This window comes from Sphingomonas sp. MMS24-J13 (genome assembly GCF_044905095.1).
GTDB lineage: Bacteria > Pseudomonadota > Alphaproteobacteria > Sphingomonadales > Sphingomonadaceae > Sphingomonas_I.
Genome location: NZ_CP173258.1, coordinates 749,189 through 770,195, shown reverse-complemented (window position 1 = coordinate 770,195; position 21,007 = coordinate 749,189). Strand labels below are relative to the sequence as shown.

Genomic DNA, 21,007 nt, shown 5'->3' with positions numbered 1-21,007 from the left:
ATATCCAGCCGGTGCCCGTGCTTCTGGCACCGGCTGCCTTGCCTTGGCGTTAACGGGACGCGGGTCGGCTGCCTGCCAGCCGTGCTGGCGGCTTTGCCGCGACGGCAGCGCCCGCGCGTGCCATGGCGGCGCAGGCGAACTGATAGGCGAGGATCGATTCCGCGCCTTGGTTCTGATTGACCCGGTCGCTCATCAATCCGTCATAGCATCCGCCATCGACGGTGGTCGCGATCGGCAGATCGAGGTCGTTCTCGCCGAGATACCAGCCATGCGCCCGCCATGCCGCGTCCAGCCACTTTTGATCGCCCGTCACGCGGTGCGCCGTGAGCGCCGCATCGATGGTGGCCCATGCTTCCAGTGGCTGCTGATCGAACGGCAAGGGCGTGGCATAAGGACGACTGAAGCTATCCGTTCCGACCGCGCGAAAACGCCCTTCCTCGTTGCTCTGCTGCTTTTCGAGCCAGGCGAGCGCATCCAGGCCCTCGGTGACCATATCATCGTTGCCGGTCAGTTCGCCGGCGCGGATCAGCGCTTCGGGCAGGCGGGCGTTATCATATGCCAGCACCGATTCGAACCAGATCCAGCCTTCGCGACGTTCGCGCCGAAGCTGAGCCAGCAGCCGATCGCCGAACGTCGTGACCAGCTGGCGGGCGATCGGGTGATCCTTGTGTACCCGCATAACCGCATCGGCACCAAGCAGCGCGAACGCCCAGGTGCGGGGCGAAATCAGCGCCAGCGAATGCGGTGCGACCTGATCGAAAAGATGGAGCGCCCATTGCCGCATCGGCTGGTGACGCGCCTCGGCGGCGGTAACGCCGACCGACCATAGTGACCGGCCGAAACTATCTTCCGATCCTTCATCCTCCAACCAGCCGCGATCGAAGCCCATGAAATTGCGGAACCGTCCGAGTTCGCCATTCCAGGCATGCTGGACGAACGAGGCATACACCGTCGCCAACTGGTCCGCACGCGCCGTCAATTCACCGTCGATGCGGTGCATCAGCATCAACGCGCGGCAATTGTCATCGACGCAATAGCCGTGATTCCGATCGGGAATGGCGTAGATCGAATGCTGGATCATTCCGGTTCTGTCGGTCATACGCTCGACCGCGTCGAGTTTGGGGACCACCGCGACTCGCTCGCTCGACCGGCCGGCTGGCAGACGCACCGGGCGTTTGCGCACGGCTTCGGCACCGATCGCCAGATAGGCTTCCGCCAAACGCGCCCAGATCATCTCGCGACCGACCTCGTAGGCACGACGCCCCATGTCGGTCAGGCCTTGCGGATCATCGAGCAGGGTGATGATCTCCTCGGCAAAGCGACGGCTGTCCCCAAACGGCACCAGCACGCCCAGCCCGTCGCCGAGCAATTCGGCCGCATGCCAATAAGGCGTGGATACAACGGGGCGCCCCAGCGCAACCGCATAGGACAGGGTGCCGCTCGTGATCTGCGTCTCGGTCAGATACGGCGTGACGTAGATGTCCGCTGCCTGCAGGTAGTCTAGCAATTTTTCCTGATCGAGGAAGCCGTCGATGAAGCGCACCGCATTCTCGACGCCCAATTCGACTGCAAGATTCTTGAGGCTATCGCGATAGGCTTCGCCCTCGCGCGCCACGAGATGCGGGTGGGTCGCGCCGAGCACGACATAAAGCGTGTCCGGATGGGCTGCGACGATGGCCGGCAGCGCGCGGATCAGGGTCTCGATCCCCTTATTGGGCGAAAGCAGGCCGAAGGTCAGCAAGACGCGGTGACCGCCAAAGCCGAATTTCGGCTTCATGCGATCTGCTTCGACCAGAGGGCGATCGGGCACGCCATGCGGCACGACTGCAATACGGGCATGCGCGATGCCATGCACCCGCATCAGGATCTCGCGGCCCTTTTCAGCCATCACGATCAGGGTAGCGGCGCGGCGTGCCAGCCCCTCGATCACCGCGCGCTGGTCGGCGTTGGGATGCTCGAGCACGGTGTGGAGCGTCACAACGACGGGCGCCTGCACACGATCGAGCAATTTCAGCAGATGCGCGCCCGCCGGACCGCCAAAAATACCGTATTCGTGCTGAACCAGAACGAGATCGGCATTGCTCTCGTTGATACGCTGGGCGGCCATGCGATAGTCGGCGATTTCCTCCTGCGCGATCTGGCAGGTCACCTCAGGCCCGTAATCGTAGGAACCATTCGGATCGTTCATCGCATAATGATCGACCGCAATTTCGGGATAAACCGTACTGATCGCGTCACGCACGTCGCGGGTGAAGGTCGCCAACCCGCACAAACGCGGCGGGCTGTTGCCGACGAGTGCTATACGCCGAATGCCGGTGCGACCGATCGATTGATCCATATGCCTGCTGCCTGCTCCGCGTTGGGGTTCGAACCGTCCCCGAAAGTGTCGGGAAATGCCCGAATTAACTGTGATTTCATAACAATGCCGATAACGGCGAAAGGTTGCACGAATGGTTGTGCGTCGCAACATATTGCGCCCAACCGTGCGGACTCGCTGCCAAATTTCGCGTTGACGGAGCTCTTTACCGCGCTAATGGAGCGTTACGGACGGCATTCGGGCCGGGCCCGTAATATTTCCATGGAGTGGTTGGATGAAGAAGGTAGTCTTTGTTCTCGCCGCTGCCGGCCTGATGACCTTGGGTGCGTGCAGCAAGCAGACGCCGGCGGAAAACGCGACCGACGCGACCGCCAATGCGCTTGATAACGCTGGTGAGAATCTCGAGGACGCCGCGACCAACGCGCACGACGCCGCCGACGCGGTCGAAGCGAACAAGTCGTAAATCCGCGTTTCGCCTAAGGGCGGATCACGAGTTTCGGAACGGGCGCCCGGCAACGGGCGCCCGTTTTGCTTTGGCACCGGGCAGATCGATACGACAACTACCCCCGAACGCCGGAACCCGCTAACGGGCCGCCATGTCGCAAGCCCAGCTCACATTCTTCAACAGCCTGACCCGCGCACTCGAGCCTTTTAGCCCGGCCGATCCCGATCTGGTGCGGGTCTATAGCTGCGGGCCGACCGTCTATAACTTCGCCCACCTCGGCAATCTGCGCGCCTATGTCTTCACCGACACGCTGCGCCGGGCACTGACGTGGAAAGGCTACCAAGTCCGCCACGTGATCAACATCACCGACGTCGGCCATCTCACGTCGGATGCAGACGCCGGCGAGGATAAGATGGAGCTGGCGGCCGCGGGTCTCGGCAAGGATATCTGGGAGGTTGCGGCCTTCTACACGGCAGCCTTCAAGCAGAACCTTAGGGACCTGAACATCCTGGATCCGTCCTTATGGTCGGTCGCGACCGATCATATCGCCGACATGATCGCGTTCGCCGAGCGAATCGCACCCGATCATTGCTACGAGATCGAAAGCGGGCTTTATTTCGACGTCACGACGGTGCCCAATTATGGCAGCCTCGCGCGAACCGTTTCGGACGAGGGCGAGAGCCGGATCGACCCGGTCACGGGCAAGCGCAACCCGGCCGATTTCGCGATCTGGCGCAAATCGCCGCCGGGCGAAAAGCGTCAGATGGAATGGGATTCGCCATGGGGGAAAGGCGCTCCCGGCTGGCATCTCGAATGCTCGGTGATGAGCCTCAAATATCTCGGGCCCGAGCCGTTCGACATCCACACGGGCGGCATCGATCATCGCGAAATCCACCATCCCAACGAGATCGCGCAGAATCAGGCCTATTGTGGCTGCAACGATGCGCAACCCGGTTTTACCGGCGCGAACTTCTGGATGCACAACAACTTTCTGGTCGACCGCGCTGGAAAGATGTCGAAATCGGCAGGCGGTTTCACGACTTTGCAATCGTTGATCCAGCGCGGGGTGCCGCCCCTCGCCTACCGTTTGCTTTGCCTGTCGGGCCATTATCGCAGCGAATTGGAGTTCAGCCCCGAAGCGGTGGTGGCAGCGCTGACGCGGCTCAAGCGGCTGGTGCTGACGGTGCGGAAATTGCCGCTCGCGGATGAACCCGGAATACCGGCACAGGCCTATCTCAACCGTCTGGATGCGGCACTGTCTGATGATCTCAACACCCCCCAGGCCTTGGTCGCGCTCGACGAGATGCTGGCCGACAAGCGCCTTTCGGCCATCGATCGGCTGGCAACGCTCGATGCGTTCGACGCGACGCTCGGCCTTAACCTGCTGACGCTCACGCGCGAGGCGCTGCGCCAGCCCCCTGCTGACGCGGCGCTGACACCCAGAGCAATCGAAGCCCGCCTCGACGAACGCCAGCAGGCCCGCGCGGCCAGGGATTTCGCCCGTTCCGATGCGATCCGCGACGGCCTGATCGCCGACGGCGTTGAGGTGATGGACGGCGATCCGCTCCGTTGGGAATGGAAGGTTAAGCTGGACTAAAAGCTCCTCACGGCGCGCTCAGGAATCATACCGCGTCGAACCGCAATATATTCTCGCGCGGCAACCCGATCGCATCTGGGGCTAATAGCTCCGCCTCGCCCTGCCCAAGCACCCTTATCCTTGCGTTCGGCGCCGCCTTCCATCAAAGGCTGCGCCCACGAAAGGACTTATAATGGCGACGAACTGGACGCCCGAAAGCTGGCGCACGCACGAGGCAAGGCAATTGCCCGATTATCCCGATCAGGGAGCCCTGGCGGCTGCCGAAGCCGAATTGCGCCGCTATCCGCCGCTGGTCTTTGCCGGCGAGGCGCGCGCGCTCAAGGCCGATCTGGCACGCGTGTCGAACGGTCAGGCTTTTCTGCTCCAGGGCGGCGACTGCGCCGAATCCTTTGCCGAATTCCATCCCAACAACATCCGCGACACGTTCCGCGTGCTGCTGCAGATGGCGGTCGTCCTCACCTATGCGTCGAAGCTGCCGGTGGTGAAGGTCGGCCGCATGGCGGGCCAGTTCGCCAAGCCGCGCTCGGCCCCGACCGAGACGATCGACGGCGTCGAACTGCCCTCCTATCGCGGCGACAACGTCAACGACATCGCCTTCACGCCGGAATCGCGCAATCCCGATCCACAGCGGATGGTGAAGGCCTATTCGCAATCGGCCGCGACGCTCAACCTGCTGCGCGCCTTCGCGCAGGGCGGCTATGCCAATCTCGCGCAGGTGCACGCCTGGACGCTCGATTTCATGGGTCGCTCGGCCTGGGCGGCGCAATATCAGCAGCTTGCCGACCGGATCGGCGATGCGCTCGGCTTCATGGCCGCCTGCGGGATCAGCCCGGAGACGGTGCCCCAGCTCAACGGCACCAATTTCTACACCAGCCATGAGGCCTTGCTGCTCCAGTACGAACAGGCGCTGACCCGTCAGGACAGCCTGACAGGCCAATGGTATGATACGTCGGCACACATGCTGTGGATCGGCGATCGCACCCGCTTCGAAGGCTCGGCACACGTCGAATATCTGCGCGGCGTCGGCAATCCAATCGGGCTCAAGTGCGGCCCGAGCCTAGATCCTGACGAACTGCTGCGTCTGCTCGACACGCTCGATCCGGCGCGCGAGCCCGGCCGTATCACGCTCATCACGCGTTACGGACATGACAAGATCGAGAAGCATCTGCCCTCGCTCGTCCGTGCGGTGAAGCGCGAGGGGCGTCCGGTCGTGTGGAGCTGCGATCCAATGCACGGCAACGTCGTCAAGGCCGCCAACGGCTACAAGACGCGCCCGTTCGAGCGAATCCTGACCGAAGTGCGCGGCTTCTTCGCGGTCCACCGCGCCGAGGGCACGCATGGCGGCGGCATCCATGCCGAGATGACCGGCCAGAACGTCACCGAATGTACCGGCGGCGCAATCGCGGTCACCGAACAGGGCCTGGCCGATCGCTATCACACGCATTGCGATCCGCGCCTGAATGCCAGCCAGTCGATCGAACTGGCATTCCTGTTGGCCGAAATGCTCAATCAGGAAATGCGCGACCGCGAAAAGCGCGCGGCATAGTATGATGCCCCTCCTTCCGGGGAGGGGCATGGTTCATTCACCGCCGGGCAATGCAGCGACGCGCATCACCCTCCGCTACAAGGAGTTTTCGGTGCGCATTTCCCCCATGACGGCAATCGGCGTAGCGATCCTGATCGCGGCCGCGGCGCCTGGCCTCGCGGCTGACGATGCGCCCGTCTCGCAGCTTTCGTCGGACTCGATTCGCCTGTCGCCCGAACAGCGCGAAGCCGCGTTGGAATATGGCGCCGCTCGCGCGTTGCGCGAACCGCCGATCAATGGGCTCGACCACAAGGTCCATGGCGAGATCGGGATGGAGGTAAGCTCCAATGGCGGCCACGCGCTCTACGGTACGGCGACTGTGCCCCTGGGCAATTCGTCGAGCGCGACCTTTTCTTTCCTCACCAGCAATGGCGGCCGCTACCGTTATCGCTAGCCTCCCGGCGCATCGCGCCGGGACTAACGGAAACCGCTTACGCAACGGCGCACCAATTTCCTCGCTTCACGCATCGCCTCGATAGACAGGCCCTGCAGCGAAAGCTCGGTCCGCTTCACGTCGATCAACGTCATATCCCCCGCCGCCGCCAAGGTGTGCAGCCCCTCGACATAAGGCGCGAACCCGACTGGCGCCTCGATTCGCTCTCCCGCCCTCATCTCCACCCGGTCGACCGTCAGCACTGGAAAGCGTAGCAGCCGGATCGCTCCGCCATAGGTGGCCGAACAATCCTGCACCGGTAGCGTCACCACATCGTCGACCACCCGCGCCGTTCCGCCCGGACGCGACGAGGACGAGTCCACCCGCACCGGGTTCATCGAATGCGGCGTCCACGGCCCCGCCAGCCGATCGGCATATGCGATGTGAAGCGCGCTCATCTTGTCGGGCTCGCGGCTGGCGGAGGTGTAGAAGAGCCACCAGCGGCCGTCATGGAAGAGGGGCGTCGCATCCACCGGCACATGATCGAGCGCGATCCGGTGTGCCGGTTCCCACCGCGTCGGGAAATCGACCGCGCGATACAGCGTCAGCCCGTTCGAGCGATGCGCCTCGGGCAGCATCCAGGTCTCGCCCTCGCCCTCGAATATGAGCGGGTAGGACAGGTGCCACGACTCGTTGAGCACCGGCGCGCGGTCGATGAGCTTCAGATCGGCGTCGTAGGTCAAAACCTCGATCGCGCCGATGCGGATGCGATAATCATAGGTTTCGACGAAGACATGGAGCTTGCCGTCACGCCACCAGCCGAACGGATCCGCGAGGAACTGGAACGAACCCATCGGCGGCAGCCACTGCAGATCGAACCCTTGGATCGACCCGGCGGCTGCAATCTGTTCGAAGCTCGCGCGGATGATCGCGGGACGCCAAATATCCTTGCGTAAACCCATGGATCAGCCTGTCGCATCCACCGCGCGCAGCGGCAAGCGGCCTAAGCTGCCTCGATGAGCCGGCCCGGAGCCGCGAGCGGGATCGCAGGGGCTGGCGACAGCACGCTCAAAATCGCACGCGCCGCGCGGTCGGCCGAAGGCTCGGCGGTCAGATCGAAGCTGCGCACGAACAGGTCACGCTGCGCCGGACGATATCGGTGATGGCTGGCTTCCGCACGTGCCAGCGCAGATCCGAGGGCATCGGGGCCATCGATCACCTCACCCGACTGCCAATGCAAATAGTTGGGATCGCCCCGCCAGTCCACGCGATGGCTGTTCAGGAAGATGCACGGGCGCGGCTGGTGGAGGAATTCATACACCTGGCTCGACACGTCGCCGAGATAGATGTCCGCCGCATTCGTATAGCTCATATCGGTGAGCGCGGCGCTGGCCGTGTCGATGTGGATGTTGGGTGCATCATGGAAGCGCGCCGGAATGCGACCGGGGCGATCGATGCGGAATTTGTCGATCGTCACGACCATCTTGCGGTGAAACAGCATCACGTGCGGCGCGAAGATCAGATTGAAGCGGTCGTCGGCCAGAAAATGCTCGAGCACTTCCAAACCATGCTTGTACCAGGACGACAGATGCGGCGATGGATGCGGATTGTACAGCACCGTCGGCTTGCGGGGATCGTCGAACAGAGGCGCCTGTCCAGCCTGATCGATCAGATCGAACTTCGGGTAGCCGACCATGCTCAAACGGTCGGGCGAGACACCAGCATCGCGGATCAGCCGCTCGCGGATCTTTGGGCCCGACACGAGCGTGTGATCGAACTGCTGGCTGATCTTGTTGAAGCCGATCGCGCGATCCCCAGCGCCATGGCGGGTATGGATGATCTTGAGATGTTCGAGCCCGTACCGGGTCCTGAGCATCAGCGATGTCTTCTCGGCAACGACCAGCGCATCGAGCGTCCGGAAGAAATCGAGATTGTCGCGATAGATGCAAAGCTTCGCGGCGGGCACGAGGCCCTCGAGCCGGCGCGCAGCGAACCGGCTCGATACACGGCGCAGCCCTAGCTAAATCAGCGGAACGATCACACCGGCCTTGCGCGCCAGGCGGCGAACCTCGGCACTCAGGCGATCGTTGGTAGTGGCAACCACCACGCTCGTTCCGGGCGTGCGCATCAGGGCCAACGCTATCGGCAGCGAGTGTGCGACCTGGTGAACCTGGTCGTGGTTGAAAAAGAAGCCGATCCTCACATAGCGCATGACGTTGCGCTCATGGGCGGCCCACATCAAAAAAGCTAAAAAAATTCGGAACGGCGGAACTTTTTTTCGACGAAAGAGTGTCGATCCCGAGCATCCGTGCGTAAATCGCCAAGTAAACCCTTCTCCCGGAAAGCGAATTGCCCATCACGAGTCAGGCCGCCGTGCGATCACCCGTTGCGCGCATTTTCTTGAACGTCGGCCAGCTCGTCACCGGCAAGGCAGCTGCCGGGTTGCTCAGCCTGGTCTATCTGGTCATCGTCACCCGCGTGCTGGGCGCCCAAGGCTATGGCGTGCTCGTGCTGGTCAACGCCTACGCGCTGCTGCTCGGCAGCACTCTCGCTTTCTCCGGGTTTCACGGAGTGGTCCGCTACGGCGCGATCGCGATCGAGCGCGGCGACAAAGCCAGCCTCGCCAGGATCATTCGCTTCATGGCCGTGGTCGAGCTTGGTTGCGGCGCGTTCGCAGTGGCGGTCGCGGCGATCATGGCGCCAATCGTGGGCCCACGACTCGGCTGGTCCGAGCAGACGATCCGCTTCGCCTTGCCCTACAGCCTCGCCGTGCTTGCGACCGTGCGCGCGACCCCGCAAGGCATCCTCCAGCTCGCCGGCCGGTTCGATCTGATCGCCGTCCACCAGACTGTCTCGCCGATCGCGCGGATGGTGGGCGTCGCGATCGCCTGGGCGATGAGTGGCGGGCTGATCGCCTATCTCGGCGTGTGGCTGTTCTCGGCACTGGCTGAAGGTCTCGCCATGTGGCTGCTGTCGTGGCAGTCATGGACCCGGCTGGTCGAGGGCGAACGGGTGTTCGGTAGCTGGCGCGGCGCCACGCGCGAGAATGCAGGACTGGCGCGCTTCATCCTCACCACCAATTTCGACATCACGCTGCGCGAGTTGGCGCCCCAGCTCGTTCCGCTGACCGTCGGCTGGATGATGGGGCCCGCCGCGGCCGGCCTGTTCGCATTGGCGCAACGCGCCACCAACGTCCTGCAACAACCCGCCGTCCTGTTGGCGAGCGGGTCCTATTCGGTGCTGGCCGATCTCGCTGCGCGCGGTGGCGGCAGGCCGCTCAGGCTGGCCGTGTGGCGCAGCGTCGGCCTTTCCGGGCTGGGATCGTTGATCGTGCTGGCAGCCCTGACGGTGGTAGGGGGCAAGCTTCTCGTCTGGATCGGCGGCAGCACGTTTACCGGCGGCACGGGACTCATGCTGCTCATCGCGGTCGGCCGCGCGCTGGTGCTGACGACGACACCGCTCGGCGCCGGCCTGACGGCGATGGGGCAGCCGGGCAAATCGGTGGCGGCGGCGCTCGTCTCCAACATCGTGCTTTACCCTCTGCTACCCGTCTTGCTGCTTTGGCTGGACGTGAACGGGGCGGGCTGGCATGCAATCGCCCAAAATATGGCGGCGGCAATCATGCTGACCTTTTTCTTCGCACGCGTTCGGGATCGTCGGGCATGAGTGCAGGCTTGAAGGCGGTTTTCCTGTCCGAACGGCCCATGCTGCTGCGCCTGCTCACCTCGCGACTGCGTGACCCCGAAGCGGCCGAAGACGTGATGCAGGATCTCTGGCTGCGGTTGGAAGGCGCCGCATCGGGCCCGGTGGCAGACCCCGCCGCCTACCTCTTCCGTATGGCCAACAATCTTGCATTTGATCGGCGCCGGTCGGAAGCGCGTCGCAATGCGCGCGACGGAGCCTGGCTCGATACGCAATCCGAGGCTTCCGATTTTCCGACCGCCGAGGACCTCCTGATCTCGCGCGAACGGCTTATCGCGCTCGAAAATGCGGTGGCGCGATTACCCCACCGCACTGCGGCGATCTTCCGCGCCTATCGGTTCGACGAACGCTCACGCAAGGATATCGCCGCCGACGAAGGTATCAGCATCAGCGCGGTCGAGAAGCATCTTCACCGGGCCTACCGGGCGATTCATTCCGCAGCGCAAGAAAATGGTGTGGACATTGCCAGATTGTGACGTCTCCATCATGTAAGGGTACAGGGGTTTGTTGTGAGTAGCTCGGTCGAAACCGCGATGGACGAGGCGATTGCCTGGCACATCGGCCTTGAACAGGCCGGTGCCGAGGAATGGCACCGCTTTGTCCGCTGGCTGGAGGCCGATCCGGCGCATGCCGAAGCCTATGACCAGATCACATTGGAAAGCGCTGCGCTCAGCCCCGCGCGGATCGAGCTCATCGAAATCGAACATGAAGATCCGGTAGTGATGCCCTTCCGGCGCCCACGAAATTGGCTGCGCTGGGGCGGGGCGGGCGGCGGCCTGGTGGCAGCTGCGGCGGCGGCGTGGCTCGCCTTCATGCCGGCGGCGATAACTCCCGATTCCTATACGGTCGAAACCCAGCCTGGCATGCGTCATTCGGTGACGCTGGCGGATGGCACACGGGTCGACATGAACGGTGGCACGCGCCTGGTCCTCGATCGCAATCAGCCGCGCACCGCCATGCTGGAGCGCGGCGAAGCGATCTTCCACGTTGTCCATCATGCGAGCAATCCGTTCGAGGTGCGCTCGGGCGGCGTTACCCTGCGCGACGTCGGCACGGTGTTCAATGTTGCCCGCTCTGGCTCGGCGCTGCGGGTCGCGGTTTCCGAAGGCTCGGTGCTCTACCAGCCCGATCATGAGGCAGTCTCGTTGACCAAGGGCATGGCGCTGGCGATGCGCGATGGCGAGGACCGCGTGACCTTGAGTCATGTCGACGAACAAAGCGTCGGCGGCTGGGCCGATGGCCATCTCGATTTCCGCGACGCCGCACTGACGACGGTGGTCGACGACGTCAGCCGGTCTACCGGTGCGCATGTCTCGGTTGCTCCCGAAATGGGCGCACGGCTGTTTACCGGCACCTTGCGGCTCGATCGGCCCTCGGATGAGGTGGTTCGTAGTCTTGCGGCGCTTGCAAATGCGGAATTGTACCGGGATGGACCAAACTGGGTGATCCGGCCTAAATCGGGCGGTGCCCACTAGGACCCTTCTCGGAATCGTCATTGCCGCCACGCTGAATGCGGCCCCGGCCGGGGCCGCTGCGGGGCGGCAGAGATTTGTCGTTCCGTCGGGTTCGCTCAGCGCAACATTGTCGGCACTCGCACAGCAAGCACAGATCGACATTGGCGGCATCGACACCGGACTGTCGCACATCGCTTCCCCAGGGTTGAACGGCAAGATGAGCGTGGATGCCGCGCTCGCTCGCCTGCTCGCCAGTACCCCCTTCACGGCCAGGATGGTGGCGCCGGCTACGTATCGATTGGTCCGGCGCCCTCCTCCGGCCCCGCCCCCACGCTCCAGATCCGTCGAACGCGAGCCGCTTCCGTCGCGCCTTACGCCGACACCGATCGACATCGGATCGGGCGATATCGTCGTGCGCGGCGCCAAACGCGAAATCTCGCTCGCACTTTACCCGGGCAGCGTGACAGTCATCCCGATGGGCGACGATGCCTGGGGGGCCGACGGAGGTGACGGCCAATCCTTCCTGCTGCGTCAGACGCCGATGCTGCAATCGACCGAGCTGGGATCGGGCCGCAACAAGCTCTTCATCCGCGGGGTCGCCGATTCAAGCTTCACCGGGCCGACGCAGGCGACTGCCGGCACCTATTTCGGCGATGTCCGTACCGGCTATAACGGGCCCGATCCCAACCTGAACCTATATGATCTGGATCGCGTCGAGATCCTCGAAGGCCCGCAGGGCGCGCTCTACGGCGCCGGATCGATCGGCGGAATCATCCGCTTGTCGCCGCGACCGCCCTCGCTCGACGGGGCCACCGGATCGATCGACATGGGCACCACCGCCACATCGCATGGCGCGATCGGCTACGATCTCGCGGCGATGCTCAACCTCGCCCCATGGGAGGATCATGGCGCCATTCGCCTCGTCGGATATCGCAACGTCCAGGGCGGCTATATCGACGATCCCGGCCGGGGCCTGAGCAACATCAACGGCTCGAGCGAAGTCGGCGGCCGCGTCAGCATCCGCCTACGCCCCATTTACAGCCTCACGATCGACGCCAGCGGTATCATCCAGAAGGACCGGCAATCCGATCTGCAATATGCGTTGATCGAAGACCCGCCACTCACCCGCCGTTCGGCGATCCCGCAGCCGTTCAAGGACAATTACAAGCTCGGCCGGCTGGTGATCACCAAGACGTGGGATAGTGGCTTGAGTTTGGTCTCGGCCACCGGGCGCGTCATCCATCAGACCGATCAGCGCTACGATGCAACGCGCCCCGGCTTTCCCATGCCGGTTGCTTATGACGAGCATAACACCATCAAGCTGACGACGCAGGAAGTGCGGCTCTCGCGTGAGCTTTCGAACGGCCGCAGTTGGCTGATCGGTGCATCCTACGTGCACGATGTGACCGGCAAGGACCGGCAATATGGCTTTCTGGCCACCCCGCGCGACCTGATCGGCGTGACCAACCGGACCGAAGAGCAATCGGTATTCGCATCGTCCACGCAGCGGCTGGGACCGGCGTTGTCGATTACCGGGGGCGTACGTTACACCCATGCACGGATGGACGGCGATCCCTCGACCGTAACGCGCAGTCCCTTCATCCGCGGCCGATCGTCTTCCCGCGTTGATCCCGAAGTGGCGCTGTCGCTGAGGCTCGCCCGCAACCTGACTTTGTTCAGCCAATATCAGCAGGGCTTCCGCACCGGCGGCCTGGCGGTGGCCCCGGGCGCCGGGCGCGTCGCGACTTATGAGGACGACAAGATCAAGGTCGGCGAAATCGGCCTGCGTCTGGTCCGGCGCGGCGCGACCGGGCTCGCCGCGGTGGGATCGGTTTCTTACGCGCGCTGGAACGACATCCAGGCCGATCTCGTGTCGCTCGGCGGCTTTCCCTACACCGCGAATGTCGGCAACGGGCGCATCCTCTCGTTCGAAGGCTCGTTCGATTGGATACCGATCGTCGGGCTCAAGCTGACCGGCGCGGTGTTCGTCAATCGCAGCCGGCTGGTCGATCCGCTTCCCGGTTTCGTCGCGTCGGGTAGCCGCCCCTTGCCCGACACGCCGGGCGCCTCGGCCACGATGGCCGCCGTCTGGAGCCATAAGCTTCATTGGGGCGACCTCGGGCTCGAAGCCAATGCCCGCTATGTCGGCGCCTCGCGCCTCGGCGTGGGGCCGGTGCTGGATTTGCCTTACGGCAGATATTGGCAAACGGGTGCGGCAGCGAAGCTCGGCCTGAAACCCTTCACACTTTCGCTGACCGTGGACAATATCCTCAATACGCGAGGCAACCGCTTCGCGATCGGCAATCCTTTCGGCGTCGCCTTCCGCGACGAAATCACGCCGCTGCGCCCCCGCACCTTCCGGCTGGGAATCAAGCGGAGCTTCTAGCGATCAGAAAGATATCCTCCGCGCGCCCATCCCTTGCCGTATCGTGAGAATGGTGTTGCAGCGTGAATGCGCGCCGTGCCGACGGTTGTGCGCTCGCTTATTGAGGAGAGACTGATGTTCCGCACGCTCGACGATACGATCTCGGTCTTCGGCCAGATTACGCCCGAGGACGTCGCCGAGGCCAAGGCGCAAGGCTTCACCACCATCATCAACAACCGCCCTGACGGCGAGCAGGACGGCCAGCCCAAGGGGGCGGCGATCGAGGCGGCGGCGAAGGCCGCAGGGCTGACGTACGAGGCGATCCCGGTTGATCATTCGGGCTTTTCGGAAGCGCAAGTCGTGGCAATGGCGGCTGCGCTGGAGTCCGCCGACGGACCGGTACTGGCTTTCTGCCGCTCGGGCACGCGCTCAACCTTCCTGTGGGCACTGGCGAGCGCATCGATGGGCAAGGATGGAGATGAACTGATCGCGAAGGCAGCAAATGCGGGGTATGATCTGAGCCCGATCCGCCACGCGCTGACCTAAAGCCCTTCGCCTCTCCCGCCTTAAAAAAGAGGCCGGCGAGTTGCCTCGCCGGCCAGTCGTTCGCAGGAGGAACCCCTGGAGGGAGCGGCTATTGCCGTCCCAAACTTGTGGAGCTTCGGGGCGGAGCCGTGAGGCTCCGCCCCCATCGGCTCAATAATGGTAGGCGCGCTCGCCATGCTCGGCGATGTCGAGGCCTTCATGCTCGACCTCGGGCGAGACACGCATGCCCCACACCTTGTCGATGACGAAGAACAGGACCGCCGCACCGACGCCCGACCAGACCAGGGTGAGGAGCACGCCCTCGGCCTGGATGATCAGCTGGCCAACCATGTCGTAGGTGCCCGCAACCATCGAGCCCGGCTTGGTGGTGTAGTCGGCAATGCCCTGGCCACCGAAGTTCGGGTTGTCGAGGATGCCGGTCATCAGAGCGCCGGTGATCCCGCCGATGCAGTGGACGCCGAACACATCGAGGCTGTCGTCATAGCCGAGCTTGGTCTTCACCACCGAGACGAAGAAGAAGCAGATCGGCGAGACCATCAGGCCGAGGATAACCGAGCCCATCGTGCCGGCATAACCCGAAGCGGGGGTGACGGCGACGAGGCCGGCGACCACGCCCGAGGCTGCACCGAGCAGCGACGGCTTGCCCTTCACGACCTGCTCGACGAGCAGCCAGGAGAGGCCGGCGGCCGCAGTAGCGACCATCGTGTTCATGAAAGCGACCGAAGCGATCGAGCTGGCTTCGAGGTTCGACCCCGCGTTGAAGCCGAACCAGCCCACCCACAGCAGCGAGGCGCCGATCATGGTCATGGTCAGCGAGTGCGGGGGCATGGGCTCCTTGGGATAGCCGATCCGCTTGCCGAGCATGATGCACATCACGAGGCCGGTGATACCGGCGTTGATGTGGACGACCGTACCGCCGGCGAAGTCGAGCGCACCCTTGTTGAAGAGGTAGCCCGAGTCGGCCGCTACGGCGTCGAGCGCCGCCTTACCCTTGAGCGCGGCCGCCGCGAAGGCGTCAGGCCCATCCCAGCACCACACCATGTGCGCGATCGGGAAGTAGACCAGGGTCACCCACAGAGCGACGAACAGCATGAGCGGCGAGAACTTGATGCGTTCCGCCACCGAACCGATGAACAGGGCCGGGGTGATCATCGCGAACGTCATCTGGAAGAGGACGTAGGTGAGTTCCGGAATGTACACGCCGTTCGAGAAGGTCGCCGCCGCCGCATTGGCATCGACACCCTTGAGGAAGAGCTTGGTCATCGGATTGCCGACGAACGGTGCAAGCGCCCCGCTGCCGGTGGTGAAGGTCTCGGAATAGCCCCAGCAGACCCAGATCACGCCAACCATGCAGACGATCATCAGCACCTGGGTGAGAACCGACAGCATGTTCTTAGTGCGGACGAGGCCGCCGTAGAACAGCGCCAGACCCGGGATCGACATCATCAGCACCAGCAGGGTGGAGACGAGCATCCACGTGTTGTCGCCCTTGTTCATGTTGGCGAGCGACGGGGTGGCGATCGTGGGCGCGGCAGCGGGCGCGGCCGCAGCCTGCGCGAGCACGGGATGGGACATGAGGGCCGCGACGCCCACCGCCCCCAGCCCGGCCAGAATTTTGGTCGATAGCTTCATGTATCCCCCTTTTTCTTAGAGAGCCGTCTCGTCGGTCTCGCCGGTGCGGATGCGCACCACCTGGCCAAGATCGACGACGAAGATCTTGCCGTCACCGATGGCACCGGTGTTGGCGGACTGCTGCACGGCCTCGACGACGCGCGGCGCGAGATCCGCGCTGCACGCGACCTCGACCTTGATCTTCGGAACCATGTTGGTGCTGTATTCGGCACCACGGTAGATCTCGGTCTGGCCCTTCTGCCGGCCGAAGCCCTTGACCTCGGTGACCGTCATTCCCTGCACGCCGAGCGCGGACAGAGCCTCGCGCACGTCGTCGAGCTTGAACGGTTTGATAATGGCGATGACGAGTTTCATTCCGCCTCCCTGATTTTTGCCTCCGTGCTGCAACGCAAAAAGCGTGCCAGTACGAAAATCATGGAACCAAGAGAATGAAAGGCCGTTTGAGCTGCTCTGCTTCGCCCGCGGCTTAGGCAGATGCTGTCACTTGCCTATTTTTTGAGCAGCCATGGCAGCGCGTATCGCGGGGAGTTTCGTCTTTGTTGCATCGCGGCCGAGCGCTATCAGTTCGTCGGCCCGCGTGAATGCGCCGGTGCCGATATGCCCGGCGGGAACGGTGATCAACACGTCAGGCGGATCGATCGACGTCACCAATTTGGTCTGCTGGGTGATCATCATCAAGAATGCCGCACGGACCGTACTCAACGCCGATCGCTGGCCTTTCGTGCTGCTGGCGCGGGCATAGCCTTCATAATCGCCCATCAGATCGACCGCGATCACAGGAAGGCCGGGCGCAAGCGAGCGGGCCGCGGCGATCGGAAGGTTGGCGACCATCCCGCCATCGATCAGCGCCCGCCCGTCACGCATGGTCGGATAGAAGACCCCGGGCAGCCCGATCGAGGCCTGGACCGCGCTGATCGCAGGCCCGGTGATCAGCCGCACTTCCTCGGCCGTGTCGAGATCGGCGGCGATCAGGGCCGTCGGAATCGGCAGATCCTCCAGCCGCAGCCCCGCGAAATACAGGTTGAGTTCGCGCGCGATACGCCGCCCGCCCAGCCAGCCACCCCGGCCGAGGTGCGGATCGAGATAGGCGAGCACGCGGCCGTGCGTCGCGCCACGCGCGATTGCTTCGAGTACATCGAGCCGGCCGCCGGCAAAGCAGAGCGCGGCCATCGCGCCGATCGAGGTGCCGGCGATTGCGCCGACGTGGATCCCCTCCTCCTCCAGCACACGCAGCACGCCGATATGCGCCCAGCCGCGCGCGGCACCCCCGCCCAAGGCGAGTGCCACGCCGCCCGGCGGGACGGTCGTCAATTCAGGCTGCGGTACCACCGACCGTAAGGCCGTCGATCAGCAGGGTCGGCTGGCCGACGCCGGCAGGCACTGACTGGCCCCCTTTGCCGCAGATGCCGACACCTTCGTCGAGCGCCATGTCGTTGCCGATCGCCGCAACCTTGGTGAGCACTGTCGGCCCGTCGCCGATCAGGGTCGCGCCCTTGATCGGCGCGCCGAGCTTGCCATTCTCGATCATGTAAGCTTCGGTACAGGAGAAGACGAACTTACCGCTCGTGATATCGACCTGCCCGCCGCCGAAGGACTTGGCGTAGATGCCGTTCTTGACGCGCGAGAGGATCTCAGCCGGATCGTCCTGCCCGCCGTGCATGAAGGTGTTGGTCATGCGCGGCATCGGCGCATGCGCGAAGCTCTCGCGGCGGCCATTGCCAGTCGGGGCCACGCCCATCAGCCGGGCATTGAGGCGATCCTGTATATAACCCTTGAGGATGCCATCCTCGATCAGGACGTTGGTCTGGGTGGGAGTACCCTCGTCGTCGATCGTCAGGCTGCCGCGACGCGACGCGATCGATCCGTCGTCGACGACGGTAACGCCCGGCGCCGCGACCCGCTCCCCGATCCTTCCGGCGAAGGCCGACGTGCCTTTGCGGTTGAAATCGCCTTCAAGCCCATGGCCGACCGCTTCGTGGAGCAGCACGCCGGGCCAGCCGGGGCCGCACACGACCGTCATCTCGCCGGCCGGCGCCGGAACCGAATTGAGATTGACCAAGGCCTGCGCCAGCGCCTGATCGATCGCGCGATTCCAGGCATGGTCGAGGAACAGATCATCATAGAGATAGCGCCCGCCCATGCCGAAGAAGCCGGTTTCGCGCCGGCCATTCTGCTCGACCACGAGGCTGACGTTAAGCCGCACGAGCGGGCGGATATCGGTCGCGACGAAGCCGTCGGGGCGGACGATCTCGACCACGCTCCACGATCCCGACAGACCGACCGTGACCTGCGAAATGCGCGGATCGCGCGCACGGGCAGCGGCATCGATCTGCTGGCAGAGCGCGACCTTACGCGCGAACGGGATCGCCGAGAGCGGATCCTCGCCGGTGTAGAGCGCGGCGTTGGTGCGGCGCGGGGCGGCAGCAAGGCTGCCCTTGGCCGGATCGAGTAAAGTCATGGTCTCGGCGGCACGACGGATCGCCGCCTCGCTGATCTCGTTGGCGTGGGCGAAGGCGGTGGTCTCACCCGACAGGCCGCGCAGACCAAAGCCGGTCTGGGTGTTGAAATCGGCGGTCTTCAGCCGGCCATCGTCGAAGCCGAAGCTCTCGCTGGCAATATATTGCAGGTACAACTCGCCGTCGTCGCAAGCACGAAGGGCATCGTGGGTCAGGCGGAGTGCGCCCTCCGGATCGAGATCGCGATAGAGGAAGCGGCGGGGATCGGCGATGAGGGTCATGGCCGCGATATGGGGCGGGCCGGCGGGATTGTCACGCCTCCACCGTCATCAACCGACGTCGCCCCTGCGCAGGCAGGGGCCCATGTCTCTCAAAACACGAGACACCGCTTGTTGGTATAGAGATGGGCCCCTGCCTGCGCAGGGGCCACGTCAGGATTAGATGCCGACTTTCGTCAGCATGAAGAGGCCCTCAGGCCTTCTCCATCGTGCACTGAAGCGGGTGCTGGTTCTCCCGGGCGAAGTCGGTCACCTGCGACACCTTGGTCTCGGCCACTTCGTAGGTGAAGATGCCGCACACCCCCACGCCCTTCTGGTGGACATGGAGCATCACTCGAGTCGCATCTTCAAGGCTCATACGGAAGAAACGCTGCAGGCAGAGGACGACGAACTCCATGGGAGTATAATCGTCGTTGAGCATCAGCACCTTGTAGAGCGACGGCTGCTTGGTGCGCGTGCGCGTGCGGGTCGCGACGCCGAGCCCGGTGCCGTTTTCGTCGCCGTCCTTGCGGGCGGCCATGGTGATGGGAAGGGTGCTGCGCTCGATCATCGGTATGGCGAGGATATGGCATTGATCGGGCCAGCGGCAAGAGCCGACAACGCCGGAATGACGACAAGACACGAAAAAGCGGCCGCTTCCCCCGGAAAGCGGCCGCTCCTACTTTACGCAACACTGGGGTACGCAGCCCCCCGAGGCCGGATTAGAGAGTGGTGGCCGCCTTGATCTTTTCGGCAGCGAGCGCGTAGCGGTTCGAGAGCGGCTGGGCGATATCCCCCGCCAGCTTCATCATCGACTCGCTGAACTTCGAAGCTTCGGCAACCGCGCTGTCGAACGAGGCCTTCGCATATTCGCTCTGCAGCTGGAACAGTTCGGCCGGCGACTTGACGGCGGCGAAGCTCTTGAACGCGGCGGTCGCGGTCTCGAAATTCTTTTTGCCGTAATCGGCAGCTTCCTGACCCATCAACTCGGCAGCCTTGGCGGCCACCTTGGCCGAAGCGATTACCGCCTCGACATTGCCCTTGCTGAAATCGACCATGTCTTCGCCAAGCTTGGTCGACTTTTCGAACGCGGTCTTAACACGACCCGAAATCTCTCCGAACATCGCCTGAGCCTTTTCGGTAGCCTCGGCCGGAGACGCAATGGTAGCCATATCCACTAATCCTTCACTGGTCGGCGCGGCGATAGCCGGGCCGGGAATGATGTCGCTTTCAATGGCCGGCGACGTGACGGCCTCAATCATCTCTGCAAACTGGGCAGGTGACAAATCAGGCAGCGTTTCGGTGACCGAGGGAGCAGGCGTCTCAAACACCTCGGACGCCGGCGCGGCAGCCACAGCCTTAACCCCCGTCTTGGCTCTGGGCTTGCGCACTCTGGGTGCCTTGGTCTTGGTCGTCTCGCTCATCTCGGCCACCGGCCCGTCCCCGCAGTCAACCTTTGTTGCACTGCACAATATGGGATCGTTGCGAAAATTTCAAGCGCTTTTTGTGCAGTGCAACAAGAAGGTCAAAAATCAACCTTGTCATAGTGATCGGGCGGACCGATTACCTCCATCCGCTCGCCCAGCAGGGGGCGGAAACTGGGCCGGCTCTTCATGCCCGAATACCAGTGCCGGGTGCGTTCATGCCCCCGCCAGTCGATCCCGCCAAGATAGTCTGCGACCGACAGGTGTGCGGCTGCGGCAAGGTCGGCGAGACTGAAGAGCGGCCCGCCGATCCAGCGGCGGTGATCGAGCAGCCAGTCGATATAATCGAGGTGGCTGTTGGCACGGCGCATCGCCTCCCGCAAAGCGCCGCCGTCGGGCGACAGCCGATGGACGAGGCGCTTCTCCATCCGCTCGTACATCAGCGGGCGCGTGACCTCGTCGTGGAATTTGAGATCGAACCACGATGTTAGCCGCCGCACCTCGGCCCGATTGGCCGCCGTGCCGGGCAGCATGGTGGCGCGCTGGATCGTCTCTTCCAGATATTCGCAGATGGCCGCGGAATCGATCAGCACCAGCCCGGCGGCGCGATCGACCAGCACCGGGGTCTGCCCGGTCGGGTTCATGTCGATGAACTCGTCACGCTGCTCCCACGGGCTCTCGCGGACAAGCTCCGCCCCCTCCCCTTTTTCGCCGAGGAGCAAGCGCACCTTGCGCGAGAAGGGGCAGAGCGGAAATTGATAGAGCTGCCAGGCCATGACAGACCTGATTAGCGGGGGATGTGCCCGCTGTCAGTCTCCAACCATACGATAATCCACAGAAAAGGAATGGCTTGC

Annotated in this window: 18 protein-coding genes and 1 pseudogene; 9 read left to right on the top strand and 10 right to left on the bottom strand. The window is 63.8% G+C overall.

Annotated elements, in window-relative coordinates; genetic code table 11:
- Nucleotides 1-49: 49 nt before the first annotated feature.
- Nucleotides 50-2,338, bottom strand: a complete 2,289-nt coding sequence (locus AB4Z44_RS03630) for a glycosyltransferase (protein WP_404712716.1) — start codon at nt 2,336-2,338, stop codon at nt 50-52.
- A 253-nt stretch (nt 2,339-2,591) separates the two neighbouring features.
- Between AB4Z44_RS03630 and AB4Z44_RS03625 the strand changes: the two genes are divergently transcribed.
- The 4 genes from AB4Z44_RS03625 (at nt 2,592) to AB4Z44_RS03610 (ending at nt 6,338) form a co-directional block, all read left to right on the top strand.
- Complete coding sequence (locus tag AB4Z44_RS03625; protein WP_404712715.1) at nt 2,592-2,780, top strand: hypothetical protein; 189 nt, start codon at nt 2,592-2,594, stop codon at nt 2,778-2,780.
- Nucleotides 2,781-2,913: 133 nt separating this feature from the next.
- On the top strand, nt 2,914-4,359 hold the full coding sequence (gene cysS / locus AB4Z44_RS03620; protein WP_404712714.1) for a cysteine--tRNA ligase: 1,446 nt from the start codon (nt 2,914-2,916) through the stop codon (nt 4,357-4,359).
- A 172-nt stretch (nt 4,360-4,531) separates the two neighbouring features.
- Nucleotides 4,532-5,905 carry a class II 3-deoxy-7-phosphoheptulonate synthase gene (locus tag AB4Z44_RS03615; protein WP_404712713.1) on the top strand — a complete coding sequence of 458 codons (1,374 nt, stop codon included), beginning with the start codon at nt 4,532-4,534 and terminating at the stop codon, nt 5,903-5,905.
- Nucleotides 5,906-5,933: 28 nt separating this feature from the next.
- Nucleotides 5,934-6,338 (top strand): hypothetical protein, encoded by a 405-nt coding sequence (locus AB4Z44_RS03610; RefSeq protein WP_404712712.1) that lies wholly within the window; start codon nt 5,934-5,936, stop codon nt 6,336-6,338.
- A 23-nt stretch (nt 6,339-6,361) separates the two neighbouring features.
- On the opposite strand, the gene AB4Z44_RS03605 is transcribed toward AB4Z44_RS03610, so the two are convergent.
- A complete protein-coding gene (locus tag AB4Z44_RS03605) occupies nt 6,362-7,279 on the bottom strand; it encodes a formyl transferase (protein ID WP_404712711.1) in 918 nt (305 codons plus the stop codon).
- A 41-nt stretch (nt 7,280-7,320) separates the two neighbouring features.
- Nucleotides 7,321-8,556: pseudogene (locus AB4Z44_RS03600) on the bottom strand (hypothetical protein).
- A gap of 110 nt (nt 8,557-8,666) precedes the next feature.
- Here AB4Z44_RS03600 and AB4Z44_RS03595 point away from each other — a divergent pair.
- The 5 genes from AB4Z44_RS03595 (at nt 8,667) to AB4Z44_RS03575 (ending at nt 14,384) form a co-directional block, all read left to right on the top strand.
- On the top strand, nt 8,667-9,983 hold the full coding sequence (locus tag AB4Z44_RS03595) for a lipopolysaccharide biosynthesis protein (protein ID WP_404712710.1): 1,317 nt from the start codon (nt 8,667-8,669) through the stop codon (nt 9,981-9,983).
- A gap of 8 nt (nt 9,984-9,991) precedes the next feature.
- Nucleotides 9,992-10,495, top strand: a complete 504-nt coding sequence (locus AB4Z44_RS03590; RefSeq protein WP_404712709.1) for an RNA polymerase sigma factor — start codon at nt 9,992-9,994, stop codon at nt 10,493-10,495.
- 33 nt (nt 10,496-10,528) lie between these two features.
- Entirely contained in the window at nt 10,529-11,494 is a 966-nt protein-coding gene (locus tag AB4Z44_RS03585; protein ID WP_404712708.1) for a FecR family protein, read from the top strand.
- 196 nt (nt 11,495-11,690) lie between these two features.
- On the top strand, nt 11,691-13,859 hold the full coding sequence (locus AB4Z44_RS03580; RefSeq protein ID WP_404712707.1) for a TonB-dependent receptor: 2,169 nt from the start codon (nt 11,691-11,693) through the stop codon (nt 13,857-13,859).
- Between the two features lie 114 nt (nt 13,860-13,973).
- Nucleotides 13,974-14,384 carry a TIGR01244 family sulfur transferase gene (locus tag AB4Z44_RS03575; RefSeq protein ID WP_404712706.1) on the top strand — a complete coding sequence of 137 codons (411 nt, stop codon included), beginning with the start codon at nt 13,974-13,976 and terminating at the stop codon, nt 14,382-14,384.
- Nucleotides 14,385-14,534: 150 nt separating this feature from the next.
- Here AB4Z44_RS03575 and AB4Z44_RS03570 read toward each other — a convergent pair whose 3' ends face one another.
- The 7 genes from AB4Z44_RS03570 to AB4Z44_RS03540 form a co-directional block, all read right to left on the bottom strand.
- Complete coding sequence (locus AB4Z44_RS03570) at nt 14,535-16,016, bottom strand: ammonium transporter (protein ID WP_404712705.1); 1,482 nt, start codon at nt 16,014-16,016, stop codon at nt 14,535-14,537.
- Nucleotides 16,017-16,031: 15 nt separating this feature from the next.
- On the bottom strand, nt 16,032-16,370 hold the full coding sequence (locus tag AB4Z44_RS03565; RefSeq protein WP_404712704.1) for a P-II family nitrogen regulator: 339 nt from the start codon (nt 16,368-16,370) through the stop codon (nt 16,032-16,034).
- Between the two features lie 126 nt (nt 16,371-16,496).
- On the bottom strand, nt 16,497-17,327 hold the full coding sequence (locus AB4Z44_RS03560; protein WP_404712703.1) for a patatin-like phospholipase family protein: 831 nt from the start codon (nt 17,325-17,327) through the stop codon (nt 16,497-16,499).
- A gap of 1 nt (nt 17,328) precedes the next feature.
- Complete coding sequence (gene tldD, locus AB4Z44_RS03555) at nt 17,329-18,753, bottom strand: metalloprotease TldD (protein WP_404712702.1); 1,425 nt, start codon at nt 18,751-18,753, stop codon at nt 17,329-17,331.
- A 190-nt stretch (nt 18,754-18,943) separates the two neighbouring features.
- Nucleotides 18,944-19,300 (bottom strand): ATP-dependent Clp protease adapter ClpS, encoded by a 357-nt coding sequence (clpS, locus tag AB4Z44_RS03550; protein WP_404712701.1) that lies wholly within the window; start codon nt 19,298-19,300, stop codon nt 18,944-18,946.
- A 151-nt stretch (nt 19,301-19,451) separates the two neighbouring features.
- Nucleotides 19,452-20,153 (bottom strand): phasin family protein, encoded by a 702-nt coding sequence (locus AB4Z44_RS03545; RefSeq protein ID WP_404714341.1) that lies wholly within the window; start codon nt 20,151-20,153, stop codon nt 19,452-19,454.
- Nucleotides 20,154-20,254: 101 nt separating this feature from the next.
- A complete protein-coding gene (locus AB4Z44_RS03540) occupies nt 20,255-20,929 on the bottom strand; it encodes a glutathione S-transferase family protein (RefSeq protein WP_404712700.1) in 675 nt (224 codons plus the stop codon).
- Nucleotides 20,930-21,007: the final 78 nt, after the last annotated feature.

Coding starts and splice junctions, on each gene's coding strand:
- AB4Z44_RS03630 (WP_404712716.1), bottom strand. CDS start 2,338: ATGGATCAATCGATCGGTCGCACCGGCATTCGGCGTATAGCACTCGTC.
- AB4Z44_RS03625 (WP_404712715.1), top strand. CDS start 2,592: ATGAAGAAGGTAGTCTTTGTTCTCGCCGCTGCCGGCCTGATGACCTTG.
- cysS (WP_404712714.1), top strand. CDS start 2,914: ATGTCGCAAGCCCAGCTCACATTCTTCAACAGCCTGACCCGCGCACTC.
- AB4Z44_RS03615 (WP_404712713.1), top strand. CDS start 4,532: ATGGCGACGAACTGGACGCCCGAAAGCTGGCGCACGCACGAGGCAAGG.
- AB4Z44_RS03610 (WP_404712712.1), top strand. CDS start 5,934: ATGGTTCATTCACCGCCGGGCAATGCAGCGACGCGCATCACCCTCCGC.
- AB4Z44_RS03605 (WP_404712711.1), bottom strand. CDS start 7,279: ATGGGTTTACGCAAGGATATTTGGCGTCCCGCGATCATCCGCGCGAGC.
- AB4Z44_RS03580 (WP_404712707.1), top strand. CDS start 11,691: ATGAGCGTGGATGCCGCGCTCGCTCGCCTGCTCGCCAGTACCCCCTTC.
- AB4Z44_RS03575 (WP_404712706.1), top strand. CDS start 13,974: ATGTTCCGCACGCTCGACGATACGATCTCGGTCTTCGGCCAGATTACG.
- AB4Z44_RS03570 (WP_404712705.1), bottom strand. CDS start 16,016: ATGAAGCTATCGACCAAAATTCTGGCCGGGCTGGGGGCGGTGGGCGTC.
- AB4Z44_RS03565 (WP_404712704.1), bottom strand. CDS start 16,370: ATGAAACTCGTCATCGCCATTATCAAACCGTTCAAGCTCGACGACGTG.
- tldD (WP_404712702.1), bottom strand. CDS start 18,753: ATGACCCTCATCGCCGATCCCCGCCGCTTCCTCTATCGCGATCTCGAT.
- clpS (WP_404712701.1), bottom strand. CDS start 19,300: ATGATCGAGCGCAGCACCCTTCCCATCACCATGGCCGCCCGCAAGGAC.
- AB4Z44_RS03545 (WP_404714341.1), bottom strand. CDS start 20,153: ATGAGCGAGACGACCAAGACCAAGGCACCCAGAGTGCGCAAGCCCAGA.
- AB4Z44_RS03540 (WP_404712700.1), bottom strand. CDS start 20,929: ATGGCCTGGCAGCTCTATCAATTTCCGCTCTGCCCCTTCTCGCGCAAG.